Source organism: Rhodococcus sp. 077-4, from assembly GCF_047782425.1.
In the GTDB taxonomy this organism is placed as follows: domain Bacteria; phylum Actinomycetota; class Actinomycetes; order Mycobacteriales; family Mycobacteriaceae; genus Rhodococcoides.
Genome location: NZ_JAJPWC010000005.1, coordinates 113,975 through 133,754 on the forward strand (window position 1 = coordinate 113,975; position 19,780 = coordinate 133,754).

At 65.3% G+C, this 19,780-nt stretch carries 25 protein-coding genes; 19 read left to right on the top strand and 6 right to left on the bottom strand.

Annotation, left to right across the window (positions count from 1 at the left end; genetic code table 11):
* The first annotated feature begins 21 nt into the window (after positions 1-21).
* Both secA2 and ACNEOT_RS22455 read left to right on the top strand, forming a co-directional pair.
* On the top strand, positions 22-2,325 hold the full coding sequence (secA2, locus tag ACNEOT_RS22450; protein WP_415976817.1) for an accessory Sec system translocase SecA2: 2,304 nt from the start codon (positions 22-24) through the stop codon (positions 2,323-2,325).
* A complete protein-coding gene (locus tag ACNEOT_RS22455; protein WP_415976818.1) occupies positions 2,318-2,725 on the top strand; it encodes an META domain-containing protein in 408 nt (135 codons plus the stop codon). Before secA2 ends, ACNEOT_RS22455 begins: the two co-directional genes overlap by 8 nt.
* Before the next feature lie 13 nt (positions 2,726-2,738).
* Here the strand turns inward: ACNEOT_RS22455 and ACNEOT_RS22460 are convergent, their stop codons facing one another.
* Complete coding sequence (locus ACNEOT_RS22460) at positions 2,739-3,326, bottom strand: TetR/AcrR family transcriptional regulator C-terminal domain-containing protein (RefSeq protein WP_415976906.1); 588 nt, start codon at positions 3,324-3,326, stop codon at positions 2,739-2,741.
* Between the two features lie 125 nt (positions 3,327-3,451).
* Between ACNEOT_RS22460 and bioB the strand changes: the two genes are divergently transcribed.
* Genes bioB through ACNEOT_RS22475 form a run of 3 tightly spaced genes read left to right on the top strand, consistent with a single transcriptional unit; the run spans position 3,452 to position 5,285 of the window.
* Positions 3,452-4,444, top strand: a complete 993-nt coding sequence (bioB, locus tag ACNEOT_RS22465; RefSeq protein ID WP_415976907.1) for a biotin synthase BioB — start codon at positions 3,452-3,454, stop codon at positions 4,442-4,444.
* Between the two features lie 22 nt (positions 4,445-4,466).
* Complete coding sequence (locus ACNEOT_RS22470; RefSeq protein ID WP_415976819.1) at positions 4,467-4,691, top strand: hypothetical protein; 225 nt, start codon at positions 4,467-4,469, stop codon at positions 4,689-4,691.
* A 6-nt stretch (positions 4,692-4,697) separates the two neighbouring features.
* Positions 4,698-5,285, top strand: coding sequence for a DUF2567 domain-containing protein (locus ACNEOT_RS22475; RefSeq protein ID WP_415976820.1), 588 nt, complete (start codon positions 4,698-4,700; stop codon positions 5,283-5,285).
* A 12-nt stretch (positions 5,286-5,297) separates the two neighbouring features.
* On the opposite strand, the gene ACNEOT_RS22480 is transcribed toward ACNEOT_RS22475, so the two are convergent.
* Entirely contained in the window at positions 5,298-5,996 is a 699-nt protein-coding gene (locus tag ACNEOT_RS22480) for an NUDIX hydrolase (RefSeq protein WP_415976821.1), read from the bottom strand.
* A gap of 79 nt (positions 5,997-6,075) precedes the next feature.
* Between ACNEOT_RS22480 and nadA the strand changes: the two genes are divergently transcribed.
* The 4 genes from nadA to ACNEOT_RS22500 are packed head-to-tail and all read left to right on the top strand — an operon-like array spanning position 6,076 to position 9,984.
* Positions 6,076-7,134, top strand: a complete 1,059-nt coding sequence (gene nadA, locus ACNEOT_RS22485; RefSeq protein ID WP_415976822.1) for a quinolinate synthase NadA — start codon at positions 6,076-6,078, stop codon at positions 7,132-7,134.
* A complete protein-coding gene (locus tag ACNEOT_RS22490) occupies positions 7,131-8,699 on the top strand; it encodes an L-aspartate oxidase (RefSeq protein ID WP_415976823.1) in 1,569 nt (522 codons plus the stop codon). The genes nadA and ACNEOT_RS22490 overlap by 4 nt, the downstream gene beginning before the upstream one ends.
* 1 nt (position 8,700) lies before the next feature.
* The gene (gene nadC / locus ACNEOT_RS22495; protein WP_415976824.1) at positions 8,701-9,576 is read left to right on the top strand and encodes a carboxylating nicotinate-nucleotide diphosphorylase; all 876 of its coding nucleotides are present in this window, start codon (positions 8,701-8,703) and stop codon (positions 9,574-9,576) included.
* Positions 9,577-9,609: 33 nt separating this feature from the next.
* Positions 9,610-9,984, top strand: a complete 375-nt coding sequence (locus ACNEOT_RS22500; RefSeq protein WP_415976825.1) for an RNA-binding S4 domain-containing protein — start codon at positions 9,610-9,612, stop codon at positions 9,982-9,984.
* Positions 9,985-10,035: 51 nt separating this feature from the next.
* Here the strand turns inward: ACNEOT_RS22500 and ACNEOT_RS22505 are convergent, their stop codons facing one another.
* Complete coding sequence (locus tag ACNEOT_RS22505) at positions 10,036-11,019, bottom strand: LysR family transcriptional regulator (RefSeq protein WP_415976826.1); 984 nt, start codon at positions 11,017-11,019, stop codon at positions 10,036-10,038.
* Between the two features lie 78 nt (positions 11,020-11,097).
* Between ACNEOT_RS22505 and ACNEOT_RS22510 the strand changes: the two genes are divergently transcribed.
* Positions 11,098-11,514, top strand: a complete 417-nt coding sequence (locus ACNEOT_RS22510; RefSeq protein WP_415976827.1) for a DUF5997 family protein — start codon at positions 11,098-11,100, stop codon at positions 11,512-11,514.
* Here ACNEOT_RS22510 and ACNEOT_RS22515 read toward each other — a convergent pair.
* From ACNEOT_RS22515 to rhtB, 3 genes are read right to left on the bottom strand one after another with little or no spacing between them, the layout of a single operon-like run.
* A complete protein-coding gene (locus ACNEOT_RS22515) occupies positions 11,511-11,894 on the bottom strand; it encodes a YchJ family protein (protein WP_415976828.1) in 384 nt (127 codons plus the stop codon). The two genes, ACNEOT_RS22510 and ACNEOT_RS22515, sit on opposite strands and share 4 nt — an antisense overlap.
* Positions 11,891-12,037, bottom strand: a complete 147-nt coding sequence (locus ACNEOT_RS22520; protein WP_415976829.1) for a hypothetical protein — start codon at positions 12,035-12,037, stop codon at positions 11,891-11,893. The genes ACNEOT_RS22515 and ACNEOT_RS22520 overlap by 4 nt, the downstream gene beginning before the upstream one ends.
* A gap of 17 nt (positions 12,038-12,054) precedes the next feature.
* Positions 12,055-12,681 (bottom strand): homoserine/homoserine lactone efflux protein, encoded by a 627-nt coding sequence (gene rhtB, locus ACNEOT_RS22525; protein ID WP_415976830.1) that lies wholly within the window; start codon positions 12,679-12,681, stop codon positions 12,055-12,057.
* An 81-nt stretch (positions 12,682-12,762) separates the two neighbouring features.
* On the opposite strand from rhtB, the gene ACNEOT_RS22530 reads away from it, so the two are divergent.
* The 9 genes from ACNEOT_RS22530 to priA all read left to right on the top strand — a co-directional run bounded on the left by ACNEOT_RS22530 (position 12,763) and on the right by priA (position 19,773).
* Positions 12,763-13,230 (top strand): SRPBCC family protein, encoded by a 468-nt coding sequence (locus tag ACNEOT_RS22530; protein WP_415976831.1) that lies wholly within the window; start codon positions 12,763-12,765, stop codon positions 13,228-13,230.
* 20 nt (positions 13,231-13,250) lie between these two features.
* The gene (locus ACNEOT_RS22535) at positions 13,251-13,772 is read left to right on the top strand and encodes a DinB family protein (protein ID WP_415976832.1); all 522 of its coding nucleotides are present in this window, start codon (positions 13,251-13,253) and stop codon (positions 13,770-13,772) included.
* An 86-nt stretch (positions 13,773-13,858) separates the two neighbouring features.
* Positions 13,859-15,211: a histidinol dehydrogenase gene (gene hisD, locus ACNEOT_RS22540; RefSeq protein ID WP_415976833.1), complete on the top strand. Its 1,353-nt coding sequence runs from the start codon at positions 13,859-13,861 to the stop codon at positions 15,209-15,211.
* Positions 15,208-16,338 carry a histidinol-phosphate transaminase gene (locus ACNEOT_RS22545; protein WP_415976834.1) on the top strand — a complete coding sequence of 377 codons (1,131 nt, stop codon included), beginning with the start codon at positions 15,208-15,210 and terminating at the stop codon, positions 16,336-16,338. The genes hisD and ACNEOT_RS22545 overlap by 4 nt, the downstream gene beginning before the upstream one ends.
* A complete protein-coding gene (hisB, locus tag ACNEOT_RS22550) occupies positions 16,335-16,958 on the top strand; it encodes an imidazoleglycerol-phosphate dehydratase HisB (RefSeq protein WP_032379000.1) in 624 nt (207 codons plus the stop codon). Before ACNEOT_RS22545 ends, hisB begins: the two co-directional genes overlap by 4 nt.
* 61 nt (positions 16,959-17,019) lie before the next feature.
* The gene (locus tag ACNEOT_RS22555) at positions 17,020-18,138 is read left to right on the top strand and encodes an MFS transporter (RefSeq protein ID WP_415976909.1); all 1,119 of its coding nucleotides are present in this window, start codon (positions 17,020-17,022) and stop codon (positions 18,136-18,138) included.
* A complete protein-coding gene (gene hisH, locus ACNEOT_RS22560; RefSeq protein WP_415976835.1) occupies positions 18,135-18,764 on the top strand; it encodes an imidazole glycerol phosphate synthase subunit HisH in 630 nt (209 codons plus the stop codon). Before ACNEOT_RS22555 ends, hisH begins: the two co-directional genes overlap by 4 nt.
* Positions 18,761-18,991, top strand: a complete 231-nt coding sequence (locus ACNEOT_RS22565) for a hypothetical protein (RefSeq protein WP_415976836.1) — start codon at positions 18,761-18,763, stop codon at positions 18,989-18,991. Before hisH ends, ACNEOT_RS22565 begins: the two co-directional genes overlap by 4 nt.
* A 47-nt stretch (positions 18,992-19,038) precedes the next feature.
* The gene (gene priA / locus ACNEOT_RS22570; protein WP_415976837.1) at positions 19,039-19,773 is read left to right on the top strand and encodes a bifunctional 1-(5-phosphoribosyl)-5-((5-phosphoribosylamino)methylideneamino)imidazole-4-carboxamide isomerase/phosphoribosylanthranilate isomerase PriA; all 735 of its coding nucleotides are present in this window, start codon (positions 19,039-19,041) and stop codon (positions 19,771-19,773) included.
* Positions 19,774-19,780 lie beyond the last annotated feature (7 nt).

Genomic DNA, 19,780 nt, shown 5'->3' on the forward strand with positions numbered 1-19,780 from the left:
TTTCTCAGGTAGGGATCACAGATGGCTTTGGGCTCCGATCGATTCTGGCGTGTACTCGGCCGTTCCGCGCAGAAGGCGCAGAGCACCTCGCGTCAGCAGGTCGAGCGAGCCCAGGGGCACGCGGAGTGGGCTTCGGCTCTGAGTGAGCGCCAGTTGGCAACCGAGGCGACGGGGCTGCGTGTGGAGAAAGCCGCTCAGCTCGATGTCGCGCAATACCTCGCGTTGACGCGTGAGGCGAGCGATCGTGTGTTGGACATGCGGCCCTTCGATGTACAGCTGCACGGCGCTGTCCGACTCCTCGCAGGCGACGTGGTGGAAATGGCCACGGGCGAGGGCAAGACGTTGGCCGGTGCCATCGCTGCCGTCGGATACGTGTTGACCGGACGTTCGGTTCACGTCATCTCCGTCAACGACTTTCTCGCGCAACGCGATGCGCAGTGGATGAAGCCGCTGTACGAGGCGCTGGGCATCACTGTCGGTTCCATCGCCGAGGCGTCGTCGGCGCAGGAGCGTCGCACCGCTTACGCCTGTGACATCACGTATGCCTCGGTCAACGAGATCGGGTTCGACGTTCTGCGTGATCATCTGGTGAACAACCGAGACGATCTGGTCTCACCCGTCCCGGATGTTGCTCTGATCGATGAAGCCGATTCCGTGCTGGTGGACGAGGCTCTCGTGCCGTTGGTGTTGGCGGGTTCGGTGTCGGGCGACGTCTCGACGTCGACAGTGATGGACGCAGTCCGGTTGCTGGACAGGGGTGTTCATTACGACACCGATGCCGAGGGCAGAAACGTGTTCCTCACCGACGAGGGCGCGCTGCGCATCGAGAAGGAACTCGGGGGAATCGACCTGTACTCCGAGGCGCACGTCGGGACCACGCTGGTGGCGGTCAACGTGGCTCTGCACGCCCACGTTCTGGTGCAGCGCGATGTCGACTACATCGTGCGCGACGGCCGAGTTCAGCTGATCAATGCCTCCCGTGGCCGGGTGGCCGAATTGCAGCGCTGGCCGGATGGTTTGCAGGCGGCGGTCGAGATCAAGGAGGGGCTTGCGCCCACCGAGACCGGTGAAATTCTGGACACGATCACAGTGCAGGCGTTGATCAATCGGTACGCGACGGTGTGCGGCATGACCGGCACCGCGATGGCTGCGGGGGAGCAACTGCGCACCTTCTACGATCTCGGAGTTTCGGTCATCGAGCCCAATGTGCCTACTGTGCGTGTCGACGAAGTCGACCGGGTGTACGACACGATCGAACACAAGAACGCAGCAATTGCAGTGCAGGTGAAGAACATTCACGAGACCGGTCAGCCCGTCCTCATCGGAACGCACGACGTCGCCGAGTCCGAGTCGCTCGCAGAGGCGCTCGCTGCGGCAGGAGTGGACGTGGTGGTACTCAACGCCAAGAACGACGCCGAGGAAGCGGCGGTCATCGCTGCTGCGGGAGTTCACGGCGCGGTGACGGTGTCGACGCAGATAGCCGGTCGGGGAACCGATATCAAGCTCGGCGGCCCGGACGGGTCCGATCGCGAACGTATCGCCGAGCTCGGTGGGTTGTTCGTCCTCGGGACGGGTCGTCATACCACCGAGCGACTGGACAACCAGCTGCGAGGACGTGCGGGTCGGCAGGGTGATCCGGGCCGTTCGCTGTTCTTCGGCAGCTGGGAGGACGACGTCGTCAAGAACAACATCGGCGGTAAGGACGCGCCGAAGGGGATCGACGACAGTGGAATGTTCACCTCCTCGGCAGCGGCCGAGCGCGTCGATCACGCGCAACGCATCGCCGAGGGGCAGATGTTGGAAATTCATTCGCGCACATGGCGATACAACCAGTTGACGGCCCAGCATCGCGACATTCTCGATCGTCGTCGAGCTACGTTGCTCGACTCCGACGAGGCACTGACTCTGCTCGAAGCGCATGCGCCCGAACGCTCGAAGGAACTTCGCGAGACGGTCTCGGAGGACACGCTGATCGACGTCGCCCGCCAGATCGTTCTCTATCATCTGGACCGTTCGTGGTCGGATTACCTTGCGCATCTCGCAGATGTGCGCGAGAGCATCCACCTGCGTGCGCTGGGACGCGAGAATCCCCTGGACGAGTATCACCGAATCGCCGTCGAAGCGTTCAGGACGGTGTCGTCGAAGGCAATGGATCTCTCGCACGCGACATTCGAAACGGCCGAGATCACCTCCGGCGGTATCGATCTGGACGAAGCGGGACTGCGCAGACCGACGTCGACCTGGACGTACATGGTCCACGACAATCCGTTCGCGTCCCGCGGGAATGCCGGTGCGGCCGGTCTGGGGCCGATCTTCGGTGGCTGACGCGCGCCGCGCGTTGGTGGCGCTCGCGTTCGGCGCGAGCGTGTTGGCCTGCGGGTGTGCCGACTCCTACGGCGAATTTCCGGCCGACAAGACGTACTCGTCGATCGATGCTCCCGACTCTTTCGCGCCGGTCGACGGAACGGTGATCAGGCTCGAATTCGTCGACGATCGAATCTCGGCTGAGGCCGGGTGCAACAGGTTGTTCGGCACGGTGGACACCTCACAGGGCCGAATTTCCATCGATTCCCTCGGTTCGACGCGGATGGGCTGCCCGCAGGCGTTGATGGATCAGGAACAGTGGCTGTCGGCGTTCCTGACGTCGATGCCGTCCTGGTCCCGAGACGACGGCACCATGACACTGGACAACGGACGCGAACGCATCGTGTTCGCCGAGTCCTGATCCTTCGGCCCTGCTAGCGGCGAATTCGGTCCGCCGCCGTGTGCCGTACTCCGTCGAGGAACAGCTTCAGTCCGAAATCGAAGCGGCTCGTCGGGTCGGGACTCTCGAACAGCGGCGACGCCTCGGGGGCCAGCGCTCCGGCGGAGTCCATCTGGAGTCTCGCCTGCTCGTCCACGGTCTGGCCGAGGATGTAGTACAGCAAGGTATCTGCCGTCAGTTCCGCCTCGCGACGTGGCAGTCCGGCTCGGATGCACACGGCGGCGATGCGTTCGCGAATGTGGTTGGTTGTCGATCTCGACGCGTACGTCGCGGCGACCAATTCGGCCCCGTCTCGTCGGGAGAGCAGGGCGTCTCGCAGTCGGTGCGCAATCTGTCCGATCTGCGCATCCCAGGTTTCTTCGGTGGACGGGGCGTCGGCACCGGCGAGTATGTGGTCGGCAATGGCGCCGAGCAGCGTTTGCTTGTTGGGGAAGTGCCAGTAGAGCGCTCCGGGCTGCACGTGCAACGAGGTCGCCAGACGTCGCATGGTCAGGTCGGCCAGGCCGTACTCGTCGAGAATGGCGATTGCGCCGTCCAGGACGTCCTGCCTGCGTAGCTGCACTGCTTCCCCCAAGTCGTTCGACGCGGCTTTCGCTTTGACAGTAGCCGAGCGCGATGCATAACGTGAACGCCGTTCAACTTGAACGGTGTTCAATGATGGCGCTGTTCGACTACGAGGGGACCGGTATGGACATTTTGGCTACGGCTCGGGCACAGGTGCTCGGCGACGGCATCGCACTCGATCGATCTCAGGTTCTCGAGGTTCTCGAGCTCGGCGACGACCGCCTCGAAGAGGCGATGTCGTTGGCACACGAGGTGCGGATGAAGTGGTGCGGGCCCGAGGTAGAGGTGGAGGGAATCGTCAGCCTGAAAACCGGCGGGTGTCCCGAGGACTGCCACTTCTGTTCGCAATCGGGGCTTTTCGCTTCCCCGGTGCGCGCCGCGTGGCTCGACATCCCCTCGCTGGTCGAGGCTGCGAAGCAAACCGCGAAGACCGGAGCGACGGAGTTCTGCATCGTCGCCGCAGTACGCGGACCCGACGCTCGGCTGCTCGCGCAGGTCGCTGCGGGAATCGAGGCCATTCGGAACGAAGTCGAGATCGATATCGCGTGCTCGTTGGGCATGCTCGACCAGGATCAGGTCGATCAGCTCGCGGCGATGGGCGTGCATCGCTACAACCACAATCTCGAGACCTCGCGATCGTACTTTCCGAACGTGGTGACCACCCATACCTGGGAGGAACGGTGGAACACCCTGAAGATGGTGCGCGAGGCGGGCATGGAAGTGTGCTGCGGCGGAATTCTCGGCATGGGGGAGACGCTCGAGCAACGGGCCGAGTTTGCGGCCGATCTCACCGCCCTCGAACCCGACGAGGTTCCCTTGAACTTCCTGAACCCCAGACCGGGCACCCCGTTCGGAGATCTCGAGGTACTGCCGGCGTCCGATGCATTGCGCGCCGTCGCCGCGTTCCGTCTCGCTCTGCCCCGCACGATTCTGAGATTCGCCGGTGGCCGCGAGATCACCCTCGGCGATCTGGGAGCCAAGCAGGGGATTCTCGGCGGTATCAATGCCGTGATCGTCGGTAACTACCTGACCACGCTCGGTCGTCCGGCAGAGCAGGATCTCGATCTTCTCGGCGAACTCCAGATGCCGATCAAAGCGTTGAACTCGACTATCTGATGGGCGTATTAGGGTGGGTCGAATGACGAGCGAGACCCACTACGACCCGTACACCGGCCGTCCTGCCGACACCGGAGCCGAGCCGGGTTCGAAGTCGTTGTCGGTCGCCGTCCGTCTCGGGTTGGAGCCGCCCCGGTACTGCGCCGAGTGCGGTCGCCGCATGGTCGTACAGATCGTGCCCGACGGGTGGACGTCGCTGTGCTCGCGTCACGGTCCGATCGACTCGGCCGCGACGGGTAGGCGCTGAGTGGCCATGTCCGAAAGCCTCGAAAGCCCGCCGCGAAGCAGCACCGGTCGTGTCCTGGTGGCGGTCGTCGGAATATCGGTTGCGGTGTCTGCCATGGGCGGGCTGCTGTGGGGATTTCTCGCACCGGCGCAGCAATTACTTGTGGTGGCACCGGACCGCGGGGCGGCGTTGACCGGGGAAAGCCTGCACCGCTTCGACGGCCTCGCGCTGTTCTCGTTCGTATCGCTCGCCCTCGGCGTCGTTGTCCCGATCGGGTGGTGGCTGTGGAGGTCGGAGCGGGGTCCACGACTGTTCGGTGCCGTCTTCGTCGGTGCACTCGTCGGGTCGATCGCTGCCCTTCTGGTGGGTAACGGGATTGCTGCACTTCGGTTTCCGAAGGCCACCGACCCCGCTGTCGGCTCCATCGTCACTGTCGCGCCGAGTATCGAGACGCCGTTGGCGTTGATCGTGCAAGCGCTGACGGCGTCGCTGGTCGTCCTGTTGTTGGCGGCGATGAATCCCAACGACAACTTGCAACACACCGATCCCGATCCGGACGACCTCGATGACGAGTTCTTCCCGCCGCCGTCGTTCGACTCGAATCGGGCCGACTGATCACGGCCCGACTCACGCCTGGGGCGGGCGCAATGCGGCGAACTCGTCGGTGACTCGAATGCTGTTGTCGGCGAAGCGAAACAGAGCCGGCGGTCTGCCACCGGCCTTGCCCGACGGCGCGCGCCGTCCGGTGGGCTCGATGACGCCACGTCGACTCAGCACGCGTTGCAGGTTGGTGGCATCCACCTGATAACCGAGGGCAGCACCGTAGATCTCGCGCAGCGCCGAGATCGCGAAATCGACCGGCGCAAGAGCAAACCCGATGTTGGTGTACGAGAGTTTCGCGACCAATCGGTGTCGCGCGTGGGCTACGACGGTCCCGTGATCGAACGACATGGGAGGCAGCGCCGAGACCGGGTGCCACGTCGTGTCCGCGGGGAGAGTCGGTTCGGCCGAGATCGGTACCAGGCCGAGGAAGGTCGATGCGATCCGCCGATCTCCCGGCACGCGGTCGGGTTCGCTGAAGATGGACAGCTGCTCGAGGTGGGCAACCGAGCGCACGTCGACCTTCTCGGCGAGCTGTCGGCGAGCAGACGTGGCGAGGTTCTCGTCGTCGCGCAGGGTGCCGCCGGGCAGCGACCAGGTGCCGGCCTCGGGATCGAGAGCGCGCTGCCACAGCAGCACTGCCAGCTCCGGTGTGTCGGGGTCGGAGAAGGCTCGAACTTGGAACACCGCAATGAGCACTTCGTGGACGGTGCTACGATGAATCATGTTTTCGATCATAGGTCGAAAACTCCCACGGAGGAAATTCGGTCACCGACGACCGGATGATCGGTGAAGGAGAAGCGTCATGACCAGTAGCGCTACCCGGGTGAACATCCTGGACTCGGCATTTTCCGGAGTTCGCGACATCGTCGACGGAGCCGGTGGTTACGGGGGAGTCGAAGCATCTCCGGAATGGGCCGCCGAGGTTCGACGGCTTGCCGATCTGCGCGGAGCAACACTGCTCGCGCACAATTACCAACTGCCTGCGATTCAGGACGTCGCCGATCACGTCGGCGACTCGCTCGCGCTTTCGCGCATCGCCGCCGAGGTCTCCGAGGACACCATCGTGTTCTGCGGCGTCCACTTCATGGCCGAGACCGCGAAGATCCTCAGCCCGCAGAAAACGGTGCTCATTCCGGACCAGCGCGCCGGCTGCTCGCTCGCAGATTCCATCACCGCAGACCAGCTCCGCGAATGGAAGTCAGATTTCCCCGACGCCGTCGTCGTCTCGTACGTCAACACCACCGCCGAGATCAAAGCGCTGACCGATATCTGCTGCACGTCGTCCAACGCCGTCGAGGTCGTGCAGTCCATCGACCCGAGCCGCGACATTCTCTTCCTGCCGGATCAATTTCTCGGTGCACACGTCAAGCGTGTGACGAAGCGCGAGAACTTGCACATCTGGGCCGGCGAATGCCACGTGCACGCCGGCATCAACGGTGACGAGCTGGCGGAGAAGTCTCGCACCCACCCCGATGCAGAGCTGTACGTGCACCCCGAATGTGGTTGCGCCACTTCGGCTCTGTACCTCGCCGGCGAGGGTTTCGTACCCGCGGACAAGGTCAAGATTCTCTCCACCGGCGGCATGCTCGACGCTGCCCGCACCACCGCGTCCAAGCAGGTTCTCGTCGCCACCGAGATCGGCATGCTCCACCAACTGCGCATGGCAGCACCCGATGTCGACTTCCTGGCCGTCAACGACCGTGCGTCCTGCGGCTACATGAAGATGATCACCCCCGCGGCTCTGCTGCGCTGCCTCGTCGAGGGACGCGACGAAGTACACGTGGACCTCGAGACCGCGAACATCGCCAGCAAGTCGGTGCAGCGGATGATCGAGATCGGCACCCCTGGCGGCGGCGAGTGAATCCATCGGTCGCGTGGGAAACCGCGGCTGATCTCGTCGTCGTCGGCGGCGGCATTGCCGGACTCACCGCGGCTCGTACCGCAGTCGCTCGCGGCCTGCGGGTGCTGACCGTCAGCAAGGGCACTTCCACCGACACCGCCACGCAATACGCGCAGGGCGGGATCGCGGTCGTCGGGCCGGAACTCGAGGATTCGGTCGAATCGCATGTGGCCGACACCTGCGTTGCCGGTGCCGGATTGTGCGACGAGGACGCGGTGCGTTCCATCGTCTCGGGTGGCCGGGCAGCGATTACCTCGCTCGAAGCTGTGGGTGCGGAGTTCGACCTCGGAGCGGACGGCGCCGTCGCGCGCACCCGAGAGGGTGGCCACAGTGTGCGTCGCATCATCCACGCCGGCGGCGACGCCACCGGCGCAGAGGTGCAGCGCACGTTGGACGCCGCTGGGCCCAGGGTGGAGTTCGACACCACGGCGCTTCGGATGTTGACGACCGACGGCGAGGTGGTCGGTCTTCTCGTACGCGGGCCCCGCGGCGTCGGCGTCGTCCATTGCTCGACGGTGCTGCTCGCGACAGGTGGACTGGGACAGCTGTTCTCGTGCAGCACCAACCCGGCGGGCGCGACGGCCGACGGCATCGCCCTTGCCCTCGACGCCGGTGCCGGGATCGCCGACCTGGAATTCGTTCAGTTCCACCCGACGGTGCTGTTCGCCGCCGGTTCCACGGGCCGTCGACCGTTGATCAGCGAGGCGGTGCGCGGCGAAGGCGCGCGTCTGGTCGATGTCACCGGCCGCGCGTTCATGGCGGCCGTGCACCCACTCGGTGACCTCGCCCCACGCGATGTGGTGTCGCGGGCCATCGCCGAACTGCTGCACGCGAGCGGTGACGACCACGTGCTGTTGGACGCCCGCGCAGTCGCGCGCGTCCACGAACGGTTCCCGACCGTGACCGCCTCGTGCCTCGATGCAGGGATCGATCCCGCAACGGACCTGATTCCGGTGGCACCCGCGGCGCACTATTCGTGCGGAGGAGTGGTGACCGATACGGCAGGACGCACCTCGGTTCCGGGTTTGCTCGCAGCAGGCGAAGTGGCGCGCACCGGCCTGCACGGCGCAAACAGGTTGGCGTCGAACAGTTTGCTCGAGGGCCTCGTGGTCGGTGAGCGGGCGGCCCTCGTGGCCGCCGAACGGGTCGGCAGGAACGTACCGATCTCGGACACCGCGCTGCCTACGTATCGCCGCACAGACCGCACGGTGCTGCAAAGAACCATGACAGCCGAGGTCGGCGTCGTTCGCGATGCGGCGGGTCTTGCTGCGGCGCAGCGTCTTCTGGCGCACGGCGTCGTCTCGGAACCGCCCGTGGATGCGCACGCTGTCGAGGACGCCGCGTTGACTGCTGCGGCAGAGGTGATCGTGCTGGCCGCGTCCGAGCGCCGCGAGAGCAGAGGGTGTCATACCCGACGCGACTATCCGGAAAGCGCACCGGCGCAACGCCGAAGCCTGTACATCGAGCGAGATCGAGACGGCCGGCTGGCGATCGTGAACGACGACGTGATGACGGGAGCACGCTGACATGACCGATACACCGAACCAGGTGAACCCGGGTGTGGATCGCGGCGAGGTACTCGCACTGATCCGTACCGCGCTCGACGAGGACCTGCGGTACGGACCCGACATCACCACTGTGGCAACTGTCCCCACCGATGCCGTCGCGACTGCGTCGGTGGTGTCGCGGCAGTTCGGGACGATCGCCGGGATCGACGTCGGCCTCGTCGTTCTCGACGAGGTCATCGGAGCCGGCAACTACTCCATCGTGCATCGGATCGCGGACGGGTCGAATGTCGAACCCGGACAAGCTGTTCTGACAGTGAAAGCCCCGACGCGGGGGCTGCTCACGGCCGAGCGCACGATGCTCAACATCGTCTGCCACCTCTCGGGGATTGCCACCGCAACCGCCGGCTGGGTTGCCGAGGTGTCAGAGACCGAGTGCAAGATCCGGGACAGCCGAAAGACGTTGCCCGGTCTGCGTTCACTGCAGAAGTACGCCGTGCGCGCCGCCGGCGGTGTCAATCATCGGATGGGGCTGGGCGACGCCGCGCTCATCAAGGACAATCACGTAGCAGCAGCCGGTTCGGTCGTCGCCGCACTGAGAGCGGTGCGCGCTGCGGCTCCCGACATCGCGTGCGAAGTAGAGGTCGACAGCCTCGAGCAACTCGACCAGGTGCTCGCCGAGAACGTCGAATTGGTTCTGCTGGACAACTTCGCGCTGTGGCAGACACAGATGGCAGTGCAGCGTCGCGACAAGTTCGCGCCGCAGACGAAGCTGGAATCCTCGGGTGGCCTGACCGTCGACGTGGCACGGGATTACGCGCGCACGGGGGTCGACTACCTCGCGGTGGGCGGTCTGACACACTCGGTGACAGTGCTCGATCTCGGCCTGGACATGTAGTCGAGCCTCGCAATGTGAGGAATTCGTTCGAAGATGGAATTGCAGAGTGCCCGCCTCGACAGCTGGATCTGGGCGGTGCGATTGTTCAAGACGCGATCTGCCGCGGCTGCTGCCTGCCGCGGCGGACACGTTCGCGTCAACGGCACTCCTGCCAAGCCCGGCCAACGTATCGGCCCGGACGACGAAATCCGGCTCCGGGTCGACGGTGTGGAGAAGATCGTGGTGGTGGTTCGAGCGATCACAAAACGCGTCGGCGCAGCAGTGGTTCCCGACTGCATGATCGATCGCAGTCCGCCGCCGCCGCCGAAGGAAGTGCTGGCCTCGGTACCCAGGCGTGATCGGGGGGCCGGTAGGCCGACCAAGCGTGATCGGCGCGACATCGACCGATTGCGGCTTCGCCCGTCGTGAGCGTTTTGCGTACCTCTGCACACGCAAAACGCGCACGGGGGCGCAGCCCCCCTAGCGCCGTTTGCCGCTCCGTCGCGCGTTCGTCTTCGTCTTCGCAACCGGACGGGCAGGCTTGGAGGGGCGCGCCTTCTTCTTCTTGACCGGTGCCTCGTCCGAGGGTCCCCGTGAGCTGCGGGTCGATCGGCCGCGGACGATCCCGATGAACTCCTCGATGCGGTCGTCCTCGCGTTCGGCTACCCACGCCAGTGCGATCTGCGACTGCTCGATGTCGGTCACCGGACGGTAGACGAGATCCTTGCGGGCGTTGAAACGGGCAACCGAATGCGGCACTATCGCCACACCGAGCCCGGCCGCCACGTACTCGAACGTCTCGGAAACAGAATTCATCGGCGGCAATCCCGGACGAGTGCCGTCCACGAGTTCCGTTGCCACAGCGGCCCATTCGGGCACCGTTGCCGGATCGGCCAGGAGATGCTCATCGGCGAGATCGGTCGCCGTCACCGAATCGAATGCTGCAACGGCATGGTCCTTGGGGACCACCACCACCTGAACTTCCTGATAGAGGCCGATGGCATTGAGACCCTCGCGATCGATCGGCGGACGAACGAAGCTGACATCGACCGTTCCGTCGCGCAAAGCCGCCACCTGCGTCTCCGGCGTTGTGGCCACTACAGAGAGCGTGACGTCGGGGAACCGATCCGCCCAGATGCGCGTCCACTTCGACAGCGTCACACCCTCGGCGAACCCGATGGTGAAGGTCGTCGGCTCCGCCGCGGCAACATCGGCGAGTTCCGAGAGGTGATCGTCCTCGGCGATCTCCACCAGCGCCCGCTCGAGCAGATCGCGGCCGTCCGCCGTCAGCTCGGTGGGAGAAGCACCCGGCACGAACAGGTCGACGCCGAGCTGCTCCTCGAGTTCCACGACGGTCTTGCTCAAGCGAATTCGCGAGATTCCCAGCGACTGAGCAGCGCGAGCGAAATGCAGTTGCTGCGCCACCGCCGCGTACCAGCGCAGTGTCTGCACATCGATGTTCACGGTGTCGAGCCTATGGGACTACGCGGGCGGTGAAGGACGGTGGCATCGAGAGCGCGTATTGCCGGATAAGCTGTTGCGGTGAGCCCGGAGAACAAGCAGCAGACCATGAAGCCATTGACTGCGGCGAACAAGCTCGGCATCTACCTTCCCGCCGCACCCGAGGAATTCCAGAACTCGCAGGTCAGCCGGTCCGAGCTGGAGGCACTGCGCAGCGATCCGCCGCAGTGGTTGACCGAACTGCAGACCAACGGACCCTTCCCGCGCGACGTCATCGCCAAGAAGCTCGGGGTATCCATCGCCGGCCTCGCCCGCGGCGGTGTCACCGAAGCACTGACCACCGAGGCGATCGACGAGCTCATCGCCAGCCCGCCGCAGTGGCTCGTCCGCGAGCGTCGCACGCAGATCCAGGTTCGCAAGGACGCCGAGCGCATCAAGGAGAAACAAGAAGCGCGTCGCACCTCGGGCAACCGACCGACCAAGATGCGTAACCTCTAGTTCGAGACGATCCCGTCGAGGTAGAGCCATCGACTGTCCACTCGGACGAAGCGGCTCACCTCGCGCATCTCGCCCGCACCCTCGGGGTGCTTGTATCGAGCCCTGAACTCGACCGTTCCCGCGTCGTCGAACAATCCACCGGCGTCGGTGTCGAGAATGTCGAGTCGATACCACCGCTGATCCGGATCCAGGTCCAACTCGGCAGGTGCGGTATCGGGATGCCACGACGCGCGCAGATAGTCGACGTCTCCGAGGGCGAACGCGGTGAATCGCGATCGCATCAGCTTCTCCGCAGTCGGTGCGCTTGCAGCGCCGAGCAGATACCGCTCGCAGCACGCGTCGAACGTGTCACCGCTCGAACAGGGGCAACGCCTGTTCATTCCTCGGCGACTTCCACTTCGACGGAGTAGGTGCCGAGCTCGTGCTCGTCGCGCTTGCCGACGTCCTGGATCCAGGTGTTGGCCTCGAGAAGGGTATCGAACAGCCCCATGGGAATGCGATCGCCGCCGAGGGCATTCTTCATGTGCACTCGGTATTTCCTCACGGAGTCACACGCCGAACGGTCGCGAGAAACGTTGCGGCAGCGAAGAACAGCCCGGCGAACGTGCGGTTCATCGTCTTCTGCTGGCGTTGCGATCGCATCAATCGCAACACCCGCGACGCGAGCGAGGTGTAACCCGTCATCACCAGCATGTCGACCGCCACCATCGTCGCTGCGATCACGAGGTACTGGGCAACCAGCGGTCGCGTGGGATCGAGGAACTGGGGGAGGACCGCGACCATGAAGACGACGGCTTTCGGGTTGCTGGCGTTGACGAGGAAGCCTCGCATCAGCATCGTCACGCCACGGTCGGCCACCGCGGGAGCGTCCGCGACATCGGTGGGTGCGGCCCGCCACTGCCGAACACCCAGGTAGACCAGGTAGGCGACGCCGAACCACTTGATGGCAGTGAAGGCCAGTGCCGAGTTCGCCAGTACCGCTCCCAGACCGACAGCGACGATGCCGATCTGCACCAGCAGACCGATCTGCAGGCCGAAGATGTTCCAGTATCCGCGGCGCAGGCCGTAGCGAAGCCCGGTGGACATCGACGCGATGGCTCCGGCTCCGGGGGACAGACTGATGACGATGCTCGCGCCGAGGAAGGCGAGCCACACTGACCAGGACATGCGTTCATTGAACTACGCCCGTCAACTCGCTTTCGTCTCGGCCGGTGTGTCGAACGAGGAGCTGCGGGGTAGGCCGTGGAGATGGCAGACATCAGAAGCATCGACACCGGCCCACAGCAGGTCACCCGTCAGACCGAAGTGGGGGCATCGGCGTCCGAACTCTTCGAGATCGTGGCCGATCCCACCCGGCACGGCGAGCTCGACGGGTCCGGCACGGTCAAAGACACCGTCCGCGGACCCGATCGTCTGAGCAGCGGTGCGAAGTTCTCTGTGGGCATGAAGCAGTACGGCGTGCCGTACAAGATCACCAGCACCGTCACCGAGTTCGTCGACGCCGATCGGCACAAAGTCGTCGAGTGGCAGCACCCGATGGGGCACAGCTGGCGCTGGGAGTTCGAGGAGAAGCAGCCTGGCCTGACGACGGTCACCGAGAGTTTCAAGTACGGCACGGCGAAGGTTCCGAAAATGCTGGAGCTGTTCAAGATGCCGCAGAAGAACGCGCAAGGGCTCGAGAGCACGCTGCACAACCTGGCTGCCCGCTACGCCTGACCTGAATCTATTCTTCCGGCATGCCTATCGATCCCGACACCAAGAACTGGACCTGGGTACTCGAGCGAGCGTGTCCGGATTGCGGATTCGACTCGAGCGCCGTCGACTACGACGACATTCCCGAGCTGATTCGCGCCGATGTCGAGCGTTGGGAGGCCGTTCTGCAGCGTGACGATGTGGCAGTGCGCCCCGACGACTCGACGTGGTCTGCGCTCGAATACGCCGCGCACGTGCGTGACGCGCACCGCATGTTCCGCACTCGGCTCACCCTGGTGTTGACCGAGGACGATCCCGAGTTCGCGAACTGGGATCAGGATGCCACCGCGCTGGCCGACAACTACAACGCGCAGGACCCTGCGACAGTGGCGTCGGAACTCGGTGACGCCGCGCGCGCTCTGGCCGACGATTTCGCCGCTGTGCCGCCGGAGAATCGGCACCGGACCGGTCGGCGCAGCGACGGATCGAATTTCTCGGTCGAATCACTGGCCGCGTACTACATTCACGATCCGATCCATCATCTGTGGGACGTGCGGGGCCGATAAGTATTCGGTGGAACTATCCTGGGTGTTCGAACCACACTGTTTCGACCGAACCCCGGCACCGAACCGACTTCACGAAGGGGCCCACTATGCCTGCCCGCATCGAGCTCGCCCGCGTCGATCTGCGCGGACGAACTCCATCCACTGCCGAACTACGCGGCGCACTTCCCCGAGGCGGAGTGGATGTCGATTCGGTGCTGCATCAGGTTCGCCCCGTCGTCGACGCCGTCAAGGAACGCGGTTCCGAGGCTGCGCTCGAGTTCAGTGAGAAGTTCGACGGCGTCCGCCCCGACCGCGTCCGGGTTCCTCGCGAAGAGCTGGTCCGGGCACTCGCAGAGCTGGACTCGAATGTTCGGGCCGCCCTCGAGGTGGCGATCGAACGAACCCGTCTGGTGCACTCGGATCAGCGCAGAACCGACCACACCACCCAGGTGGTGCCCGGCGGAACCGTCACCGAACGTTGGATCCCCGTCGATCGCGTCGGCCTGTACGTGCCGGGCGGAAACGCGGTGTACCCGTCCTCCGTCGTGATGAACGTGGTGCCTGCACAGATCGCCGGTGTGGGCTCCCTGGTAGTGGCGTCGCCGCCGCAGAAGAACTTCGGCGGTTTGCCCCACCCCACCATCCTTGCTGCCGCACAGCTTCTCGGCGTGGACGAGGTATGGGCCGTCGGTGGCGGTCAGGGCATCGCGCTGCTCACATACGGCGGCGTCGACACCGATGGCGCCGAGTTGGCGCCGGTGGATCTGATCACGGGTCCGGGAAACATCTACGTCACCGCTGCCAAGCGACTGTGCCGCTCGCTCATCGGAATCGACTCCGAGGCGGGCCCCACGGAGATCGCGATTCTCGCCGACGCCACCGCGGACCCGATCCACGTCGCCGCCGACCTGATCAGTCAGGCCGAACACGACGTCATGGCCGCCAGCGTGTTGGTGACCGACAGCATCGAATTGGCCGACGCCGTCGACCAGGCCGTCAATGCGCAGATTGCGTCCACCAGGCATGCAGAGCGCGTGACCACGGCTCTGAACGGTAGCCAGTCGGGCATCGTGCTGGTCGACGACGTCACGCAGGGGTTGGCCGTGGTCAACGCCTACGCGGCCGAGCACCTCGAGATCCAGACGAAGAACGCCTCCGACGTCGCATCGCGGGTGCGAAGCGCCGGTGCCGTGTTCGTCGGAGCGTGGTCGCCGGTGAGTCTCGGTGACTACTGCGCGGGCTCGAATCACGTGCTCCCGACGGCAGGATGCGCGCGTCACTCGTCAGGGCTGAGTGTGCAGACGTTCCTGCGCGGAATCCACGTGGTGGACTACAGTGAGGCAGCGCTGAAAGATGTTGCGGCGCATGTCATTGCGCTGGCCAACGCTGAGGATCTGCCGGCCCACGGCGAGGCTGTGCGGTTGCGGTTCGAGGGACTGCGCTCCGGTGCGCCGTCATGACCGATGCACTCGGGCAGTCGATTTCGCTCGACGACCTTCCACTGCGCGACGCCCTGATCGGCAAGTCGCCTTACGGTGCGCCGCAGTTGACGGTGCCGGTTCAGTTGAACACCAACGAGAATCCGCACCCGCCCACACAGGCGCTGATCGACGACGTAGCGGAATCGGTGCGAACTGCCGCCGGGCAGCTGCACCGCTACCCGGATCGCGATGCAAGCGAGCTGCGGGCCGATCTCGCTCGCTACCTCACCGAGCAGACCGGTTTCGCTGTCGACACCACCAACGTGTGGGCGGCCAACGGGTCCAACGAAATTCTGCAGCAGTTGCTGCAGGCGTTCGGGGGGCCCGATCGCACGGCGCTGGGATTCGTGCCGTCCTACTCGATGCACCCGATCATCTCGTCCGGGACGCAGACCGAATGGATCCCTGCGAAGCGTCGGGCAGATTTCTCGTTGGACGTCGACTACGCCGTCGGTGCCATCGAGGAACGTCGACCGGACGTCGTGTTCGTCACCAGCCCCAACAACCCGACGGGGCACAGCATCGGCGAGGCCGATCTGCGCAGGATCCTCGACGCGGCACCGGGAATTGTGGTGGTCGACGAGGCCTACGCCGAATTCTCTTCGGCTCCGAGCGCAATCGGACTGATCGAGAGCTACCCCAGCAGGATCGTGGTCAGCAGAACTATGAGCAAGGCCTTTGCATTCGCGGGCGGACGGTTGGGTTATCTGGTCGCGGCCCCGGCCGTCGTCGACGCAATGTTGTTGGTGCGCTTGCCCTATCACCTTTCGGTCGTCACGCAGGCAGCTGCGCGGGCGGCGCTGCGGCACGCCTCGGACACGCTCGGTAGCGTGGCCGAACTCTCCGCCGAGCGAGACCGGGTGGCGCAGGCTCTCGGTCGTCAGGGCTACGACGTGGTCCCGTCCGACGCCAACTTCCTACTCTTCGGCCGATTCTCCGACGCGGCCGCGACGTGGCAGCGATACCTGGACGAGGGCGTCCTCATTCGGGACGTCGGCATCGCCGGCTATCTGCGCGTCACCATCGGGCTGGCGCACGAGAACGACCGATTCCTCACCGTCAGCGCAGAACTGGCATCGACCGAAAGAGCAGAGGCACCGAAGTGACCACACCCGCTCCCCGCATTGCCAAGATCGAGCGGACCACCAAGGAATCCGACATCTCGGTCGAGCTGAATCTCGACGGCACCGGCATCGTCGACATTTCCACCGGGGTCCCGTTCTACGACCACATGCTCACCGCGCTCGGCACCCACGCTCGCTTCGACCTGACGGTTCGGGCGAAGGGCGACATCGAGATCGAGGCGCACCACACTGTCGAGGACACCGCGATCGTCCTCGGCCAGGCGCTCGGGCAAGCCCTCGGCGACAAGGCGGGTATCACCCGCTTCGGCGACTCGTTCATTCCGATGGACGAGACCCTCGTGCACGCGGCTGTCGATGTCTCGGGGCGTCCGTACTGCGTTCACACCGGTGAGCCCGACTACATGGTGCACTCCGTCATCGGCGGTTACCCGGGTGTTCCGTACTCCACCGTGATCAACAAGCACGTGTTCGAGACGCTGGCGTCGAACGCTCGGATCGCACTGCACGTGCGGGTGATCTACGGTCGCGATCAGCATCACATCACCGAGGCCGAGTTCAAAGCGGTCGCTCGGGCACTGCGTCAGGCCACCGAGTACGACCCTCGCGTGACCGGAATTCTCTCCACCAAGGGCAGTCTGTGATCGGTCGACCGGCACTCGTGTCTTGAGTGGGCTGAGCTCCATTCGCGGTCTCCCGGCCGCGATGGCGATGGGAGCCGCCTCGTTCGGCGGCTGGGGACTGCTGCTTCCGGTGGTTCCGCTCGCCGTGTCCCAGTCCGGGGCATCCGATGCGGTGGCGGCGGCCAGCACGGCGATCTTCATGACCACCACGGTGATCACCCAGCTCTTCGTGCCACGCATGCTGATGCGAGTCGGCCACCGTGCGGTCCTGGCTGCGGGGTGTCTGCTCCTCGGATTACCTGCGCTGCTCTTCATCGTCTCGGTCGAAGCCGCGCCCGCGCTGGCAGTGTCCGCCCTCCGCGGCACGGGTTTCGGAATGCTGACCGTCGCCGGTGCCGCCATCGTTGCCGAGCTTGCTCCGATCGCTCTGCTCGGCCGCGCCACGGGTGCGCAGGGAATTGCCGTCGCATTGGCACAGATGATCACGCTGCCACTGGGTTTGGTGATCTTTGCAATCGATCCGACGGCTGTGTTCGTGTTCGGTGCCCTGGTGCCCGCTGCCGGTCTGATCGGCGTCGCGCTGCTGCCTCCCACCAGACCCGCGCCGCAACCGCCCGCAGCCGAGCGGGTCCGCCTCGACGCGCGTCGATTCTTGGTGCCGTGTCTCGTCGTGGCCTCGGTGTCCGCCGCATACGGCGGAATCACCAGTCTGCTGCCGATCGCGGAATCGAACCGAGCGGCGATGATCGGCCTCGCACTGGCCGTCGTCAGCGCCGCGATGCTGGTCGGTCGGTATGCCGCGGGGTCGGTGGCGGATCGAATCGGCGTCGGACGCTCCGTGATTCCGGCATTGGTGTCGGCGGCGATCGGTATCGCGCTGTTCGCGATCGCGGCCCTCGGCGGCATGCCCGCCGTACTGTTCTTCGTTGCCGCTGTCCTGTTCGGAATCGGGTACGGCGCATGTCAGAACGACAGTCTCGTCATGGCGTTCGACGCGGCCGGCCCCGCCCGGTACAGCAGCGCGAGCGCCGTCTGGAACATCAGCTTCGACGCGGGCACCGGAGCAGGGGCGCTCGCCCTCGGCGTTCTGGCCACCAGCGTGGGGTACACCGCGGGATTCACCGCGGCCGCAGTCACGGTGGTCGTCGTCGCGGCGGTGGCGCTGGCCGCGCGAGCACGCACCGATAGACTTCCGACATGACTTCTGTGGTGTTGCTCGACTACGGCTCGGGCAATCTGCACTCGGCGAAGAGGGCGCTTGCCCGGGTCGGTGCCGACGTGACCGTGACCTCGGATTTCGACGAGGCCTTGAACGCAGAAGCGTTGGTCGTTCCCGGTGTCGGCGCATTCGCCGCCTGCATGGAAGGTCTGCTGGCGGTGAAGGGCGACCGGATCATCGGGCGCCGTCTGGCCGGCGGACGCCCCGTACTGGGGATCTGTGTCGGAATGCAGATCATGTTCGACCGTGGCGTCGAATTCGGCGTCGAGGCAGACGGATGCGGAGAGTGGCCGGGAACGGTCGAGCGTCTGCAGGCCGACGTGCTGCCCCACATGGGTTGGAATACCGTCGAGGCACCGGAGAAGAGCGTGCTGTTCGCCGGTATCGACCCCGAGACCCGGTTCTACTTCGTCCACTCCTACGGTGTGCAGCGGTGGGAACTCGAACCGAGTGACACCATCGCCTCCCCGCTGCTGACGTGGGCCGATCACGGCGGCCGTTTTCTTGCGGCAGTGGAGAACGGTGCGCTCACGGCCACCCAGTTCCACCCGGAGAAATCCGGTGACGCCGGTGCCGCGCTCCTCGAGAATTGGGTCCGCTCGGTGTGAGCGACCGCGAGTTCTCTCTCGGACGGTTGGCCTTCCTGGCTCTGGGCGCAGCTGTGGCGGTATTGGCACTCTCCACTGCCGCGATCGCACTGCTGAAGCCGAGCGCCGGGGTGGCTCTTGTCATCGCCTTGGCCGGAGTGGTCGGGGCGATCGCAGCGATGGGCGTGGTGTCCACTCGCATGACCCGCAGAGAACTGGGTGACCAAGCTCGCACACGTGATGAGTGACGACCCGTTTTGAGTTCCCGCCTGCTCGGCCCGTAGCATAACCGCACGTGAGCCTGGTCTTATTGCCTGCTGTCGATGTCGCAGGCGGCGAAGCTGTCCGTCTCGTTCAAGGGGAAGCCGGAAGCGAAACGAAGTACGGGTCGCCTCGCGATGCCGCCCTCGCGTGGCAGAACGACGGCGCGGAGTGGGTGCATCTGGTGGATCTCGACGCTGCGTTCGGACGCGGCTCCAACCGCGAGCTGCTGGCATCGGTCGTCGGCGAACTCGACGTCAAGGTGGAGCTGTCGGGTGGAATTCGCGACGACGAGTCGCTGCGTGCGGCATTGGCGACCGGCTGCGCGCGAGTCAATCTCGGCACCGCGGCCCTCGAGGATCCGCAGTGGTGCTCGCGTGCGATCGGCGAGTTCGGTGATCGCGTCGCCGTCGGCCTCGATGTGTTGATCGTCGACGGAGCGCCGCGATTGCGCGGCCGCGGCTGGGTCAGTGACGGCGGCGATCTGTGGGAGGTTCTCGAGCGCCTCGAGCGCGACGGGTGCTCGCGCTACGTCGTCACCGACGTCACCAAGGACGGCACGTTGACGGGACCGAACCTGGAACTGCTCGCGGACGTGTGCGCCAAGACGGACAAGCCCGTCATCGCGTCGGGCGGTGTGTCCACGATTGCGGATCTGCAAGCGATCGCCGGACTGGTCGAGCGCGGCGTGGAGGGTTCCATCGTCGGAAAGGCGCTCTACGCCGGACGTTTCACGCTCCCGGACGCCCTCGCCGCGGTGTCTCGGTAACGACTTC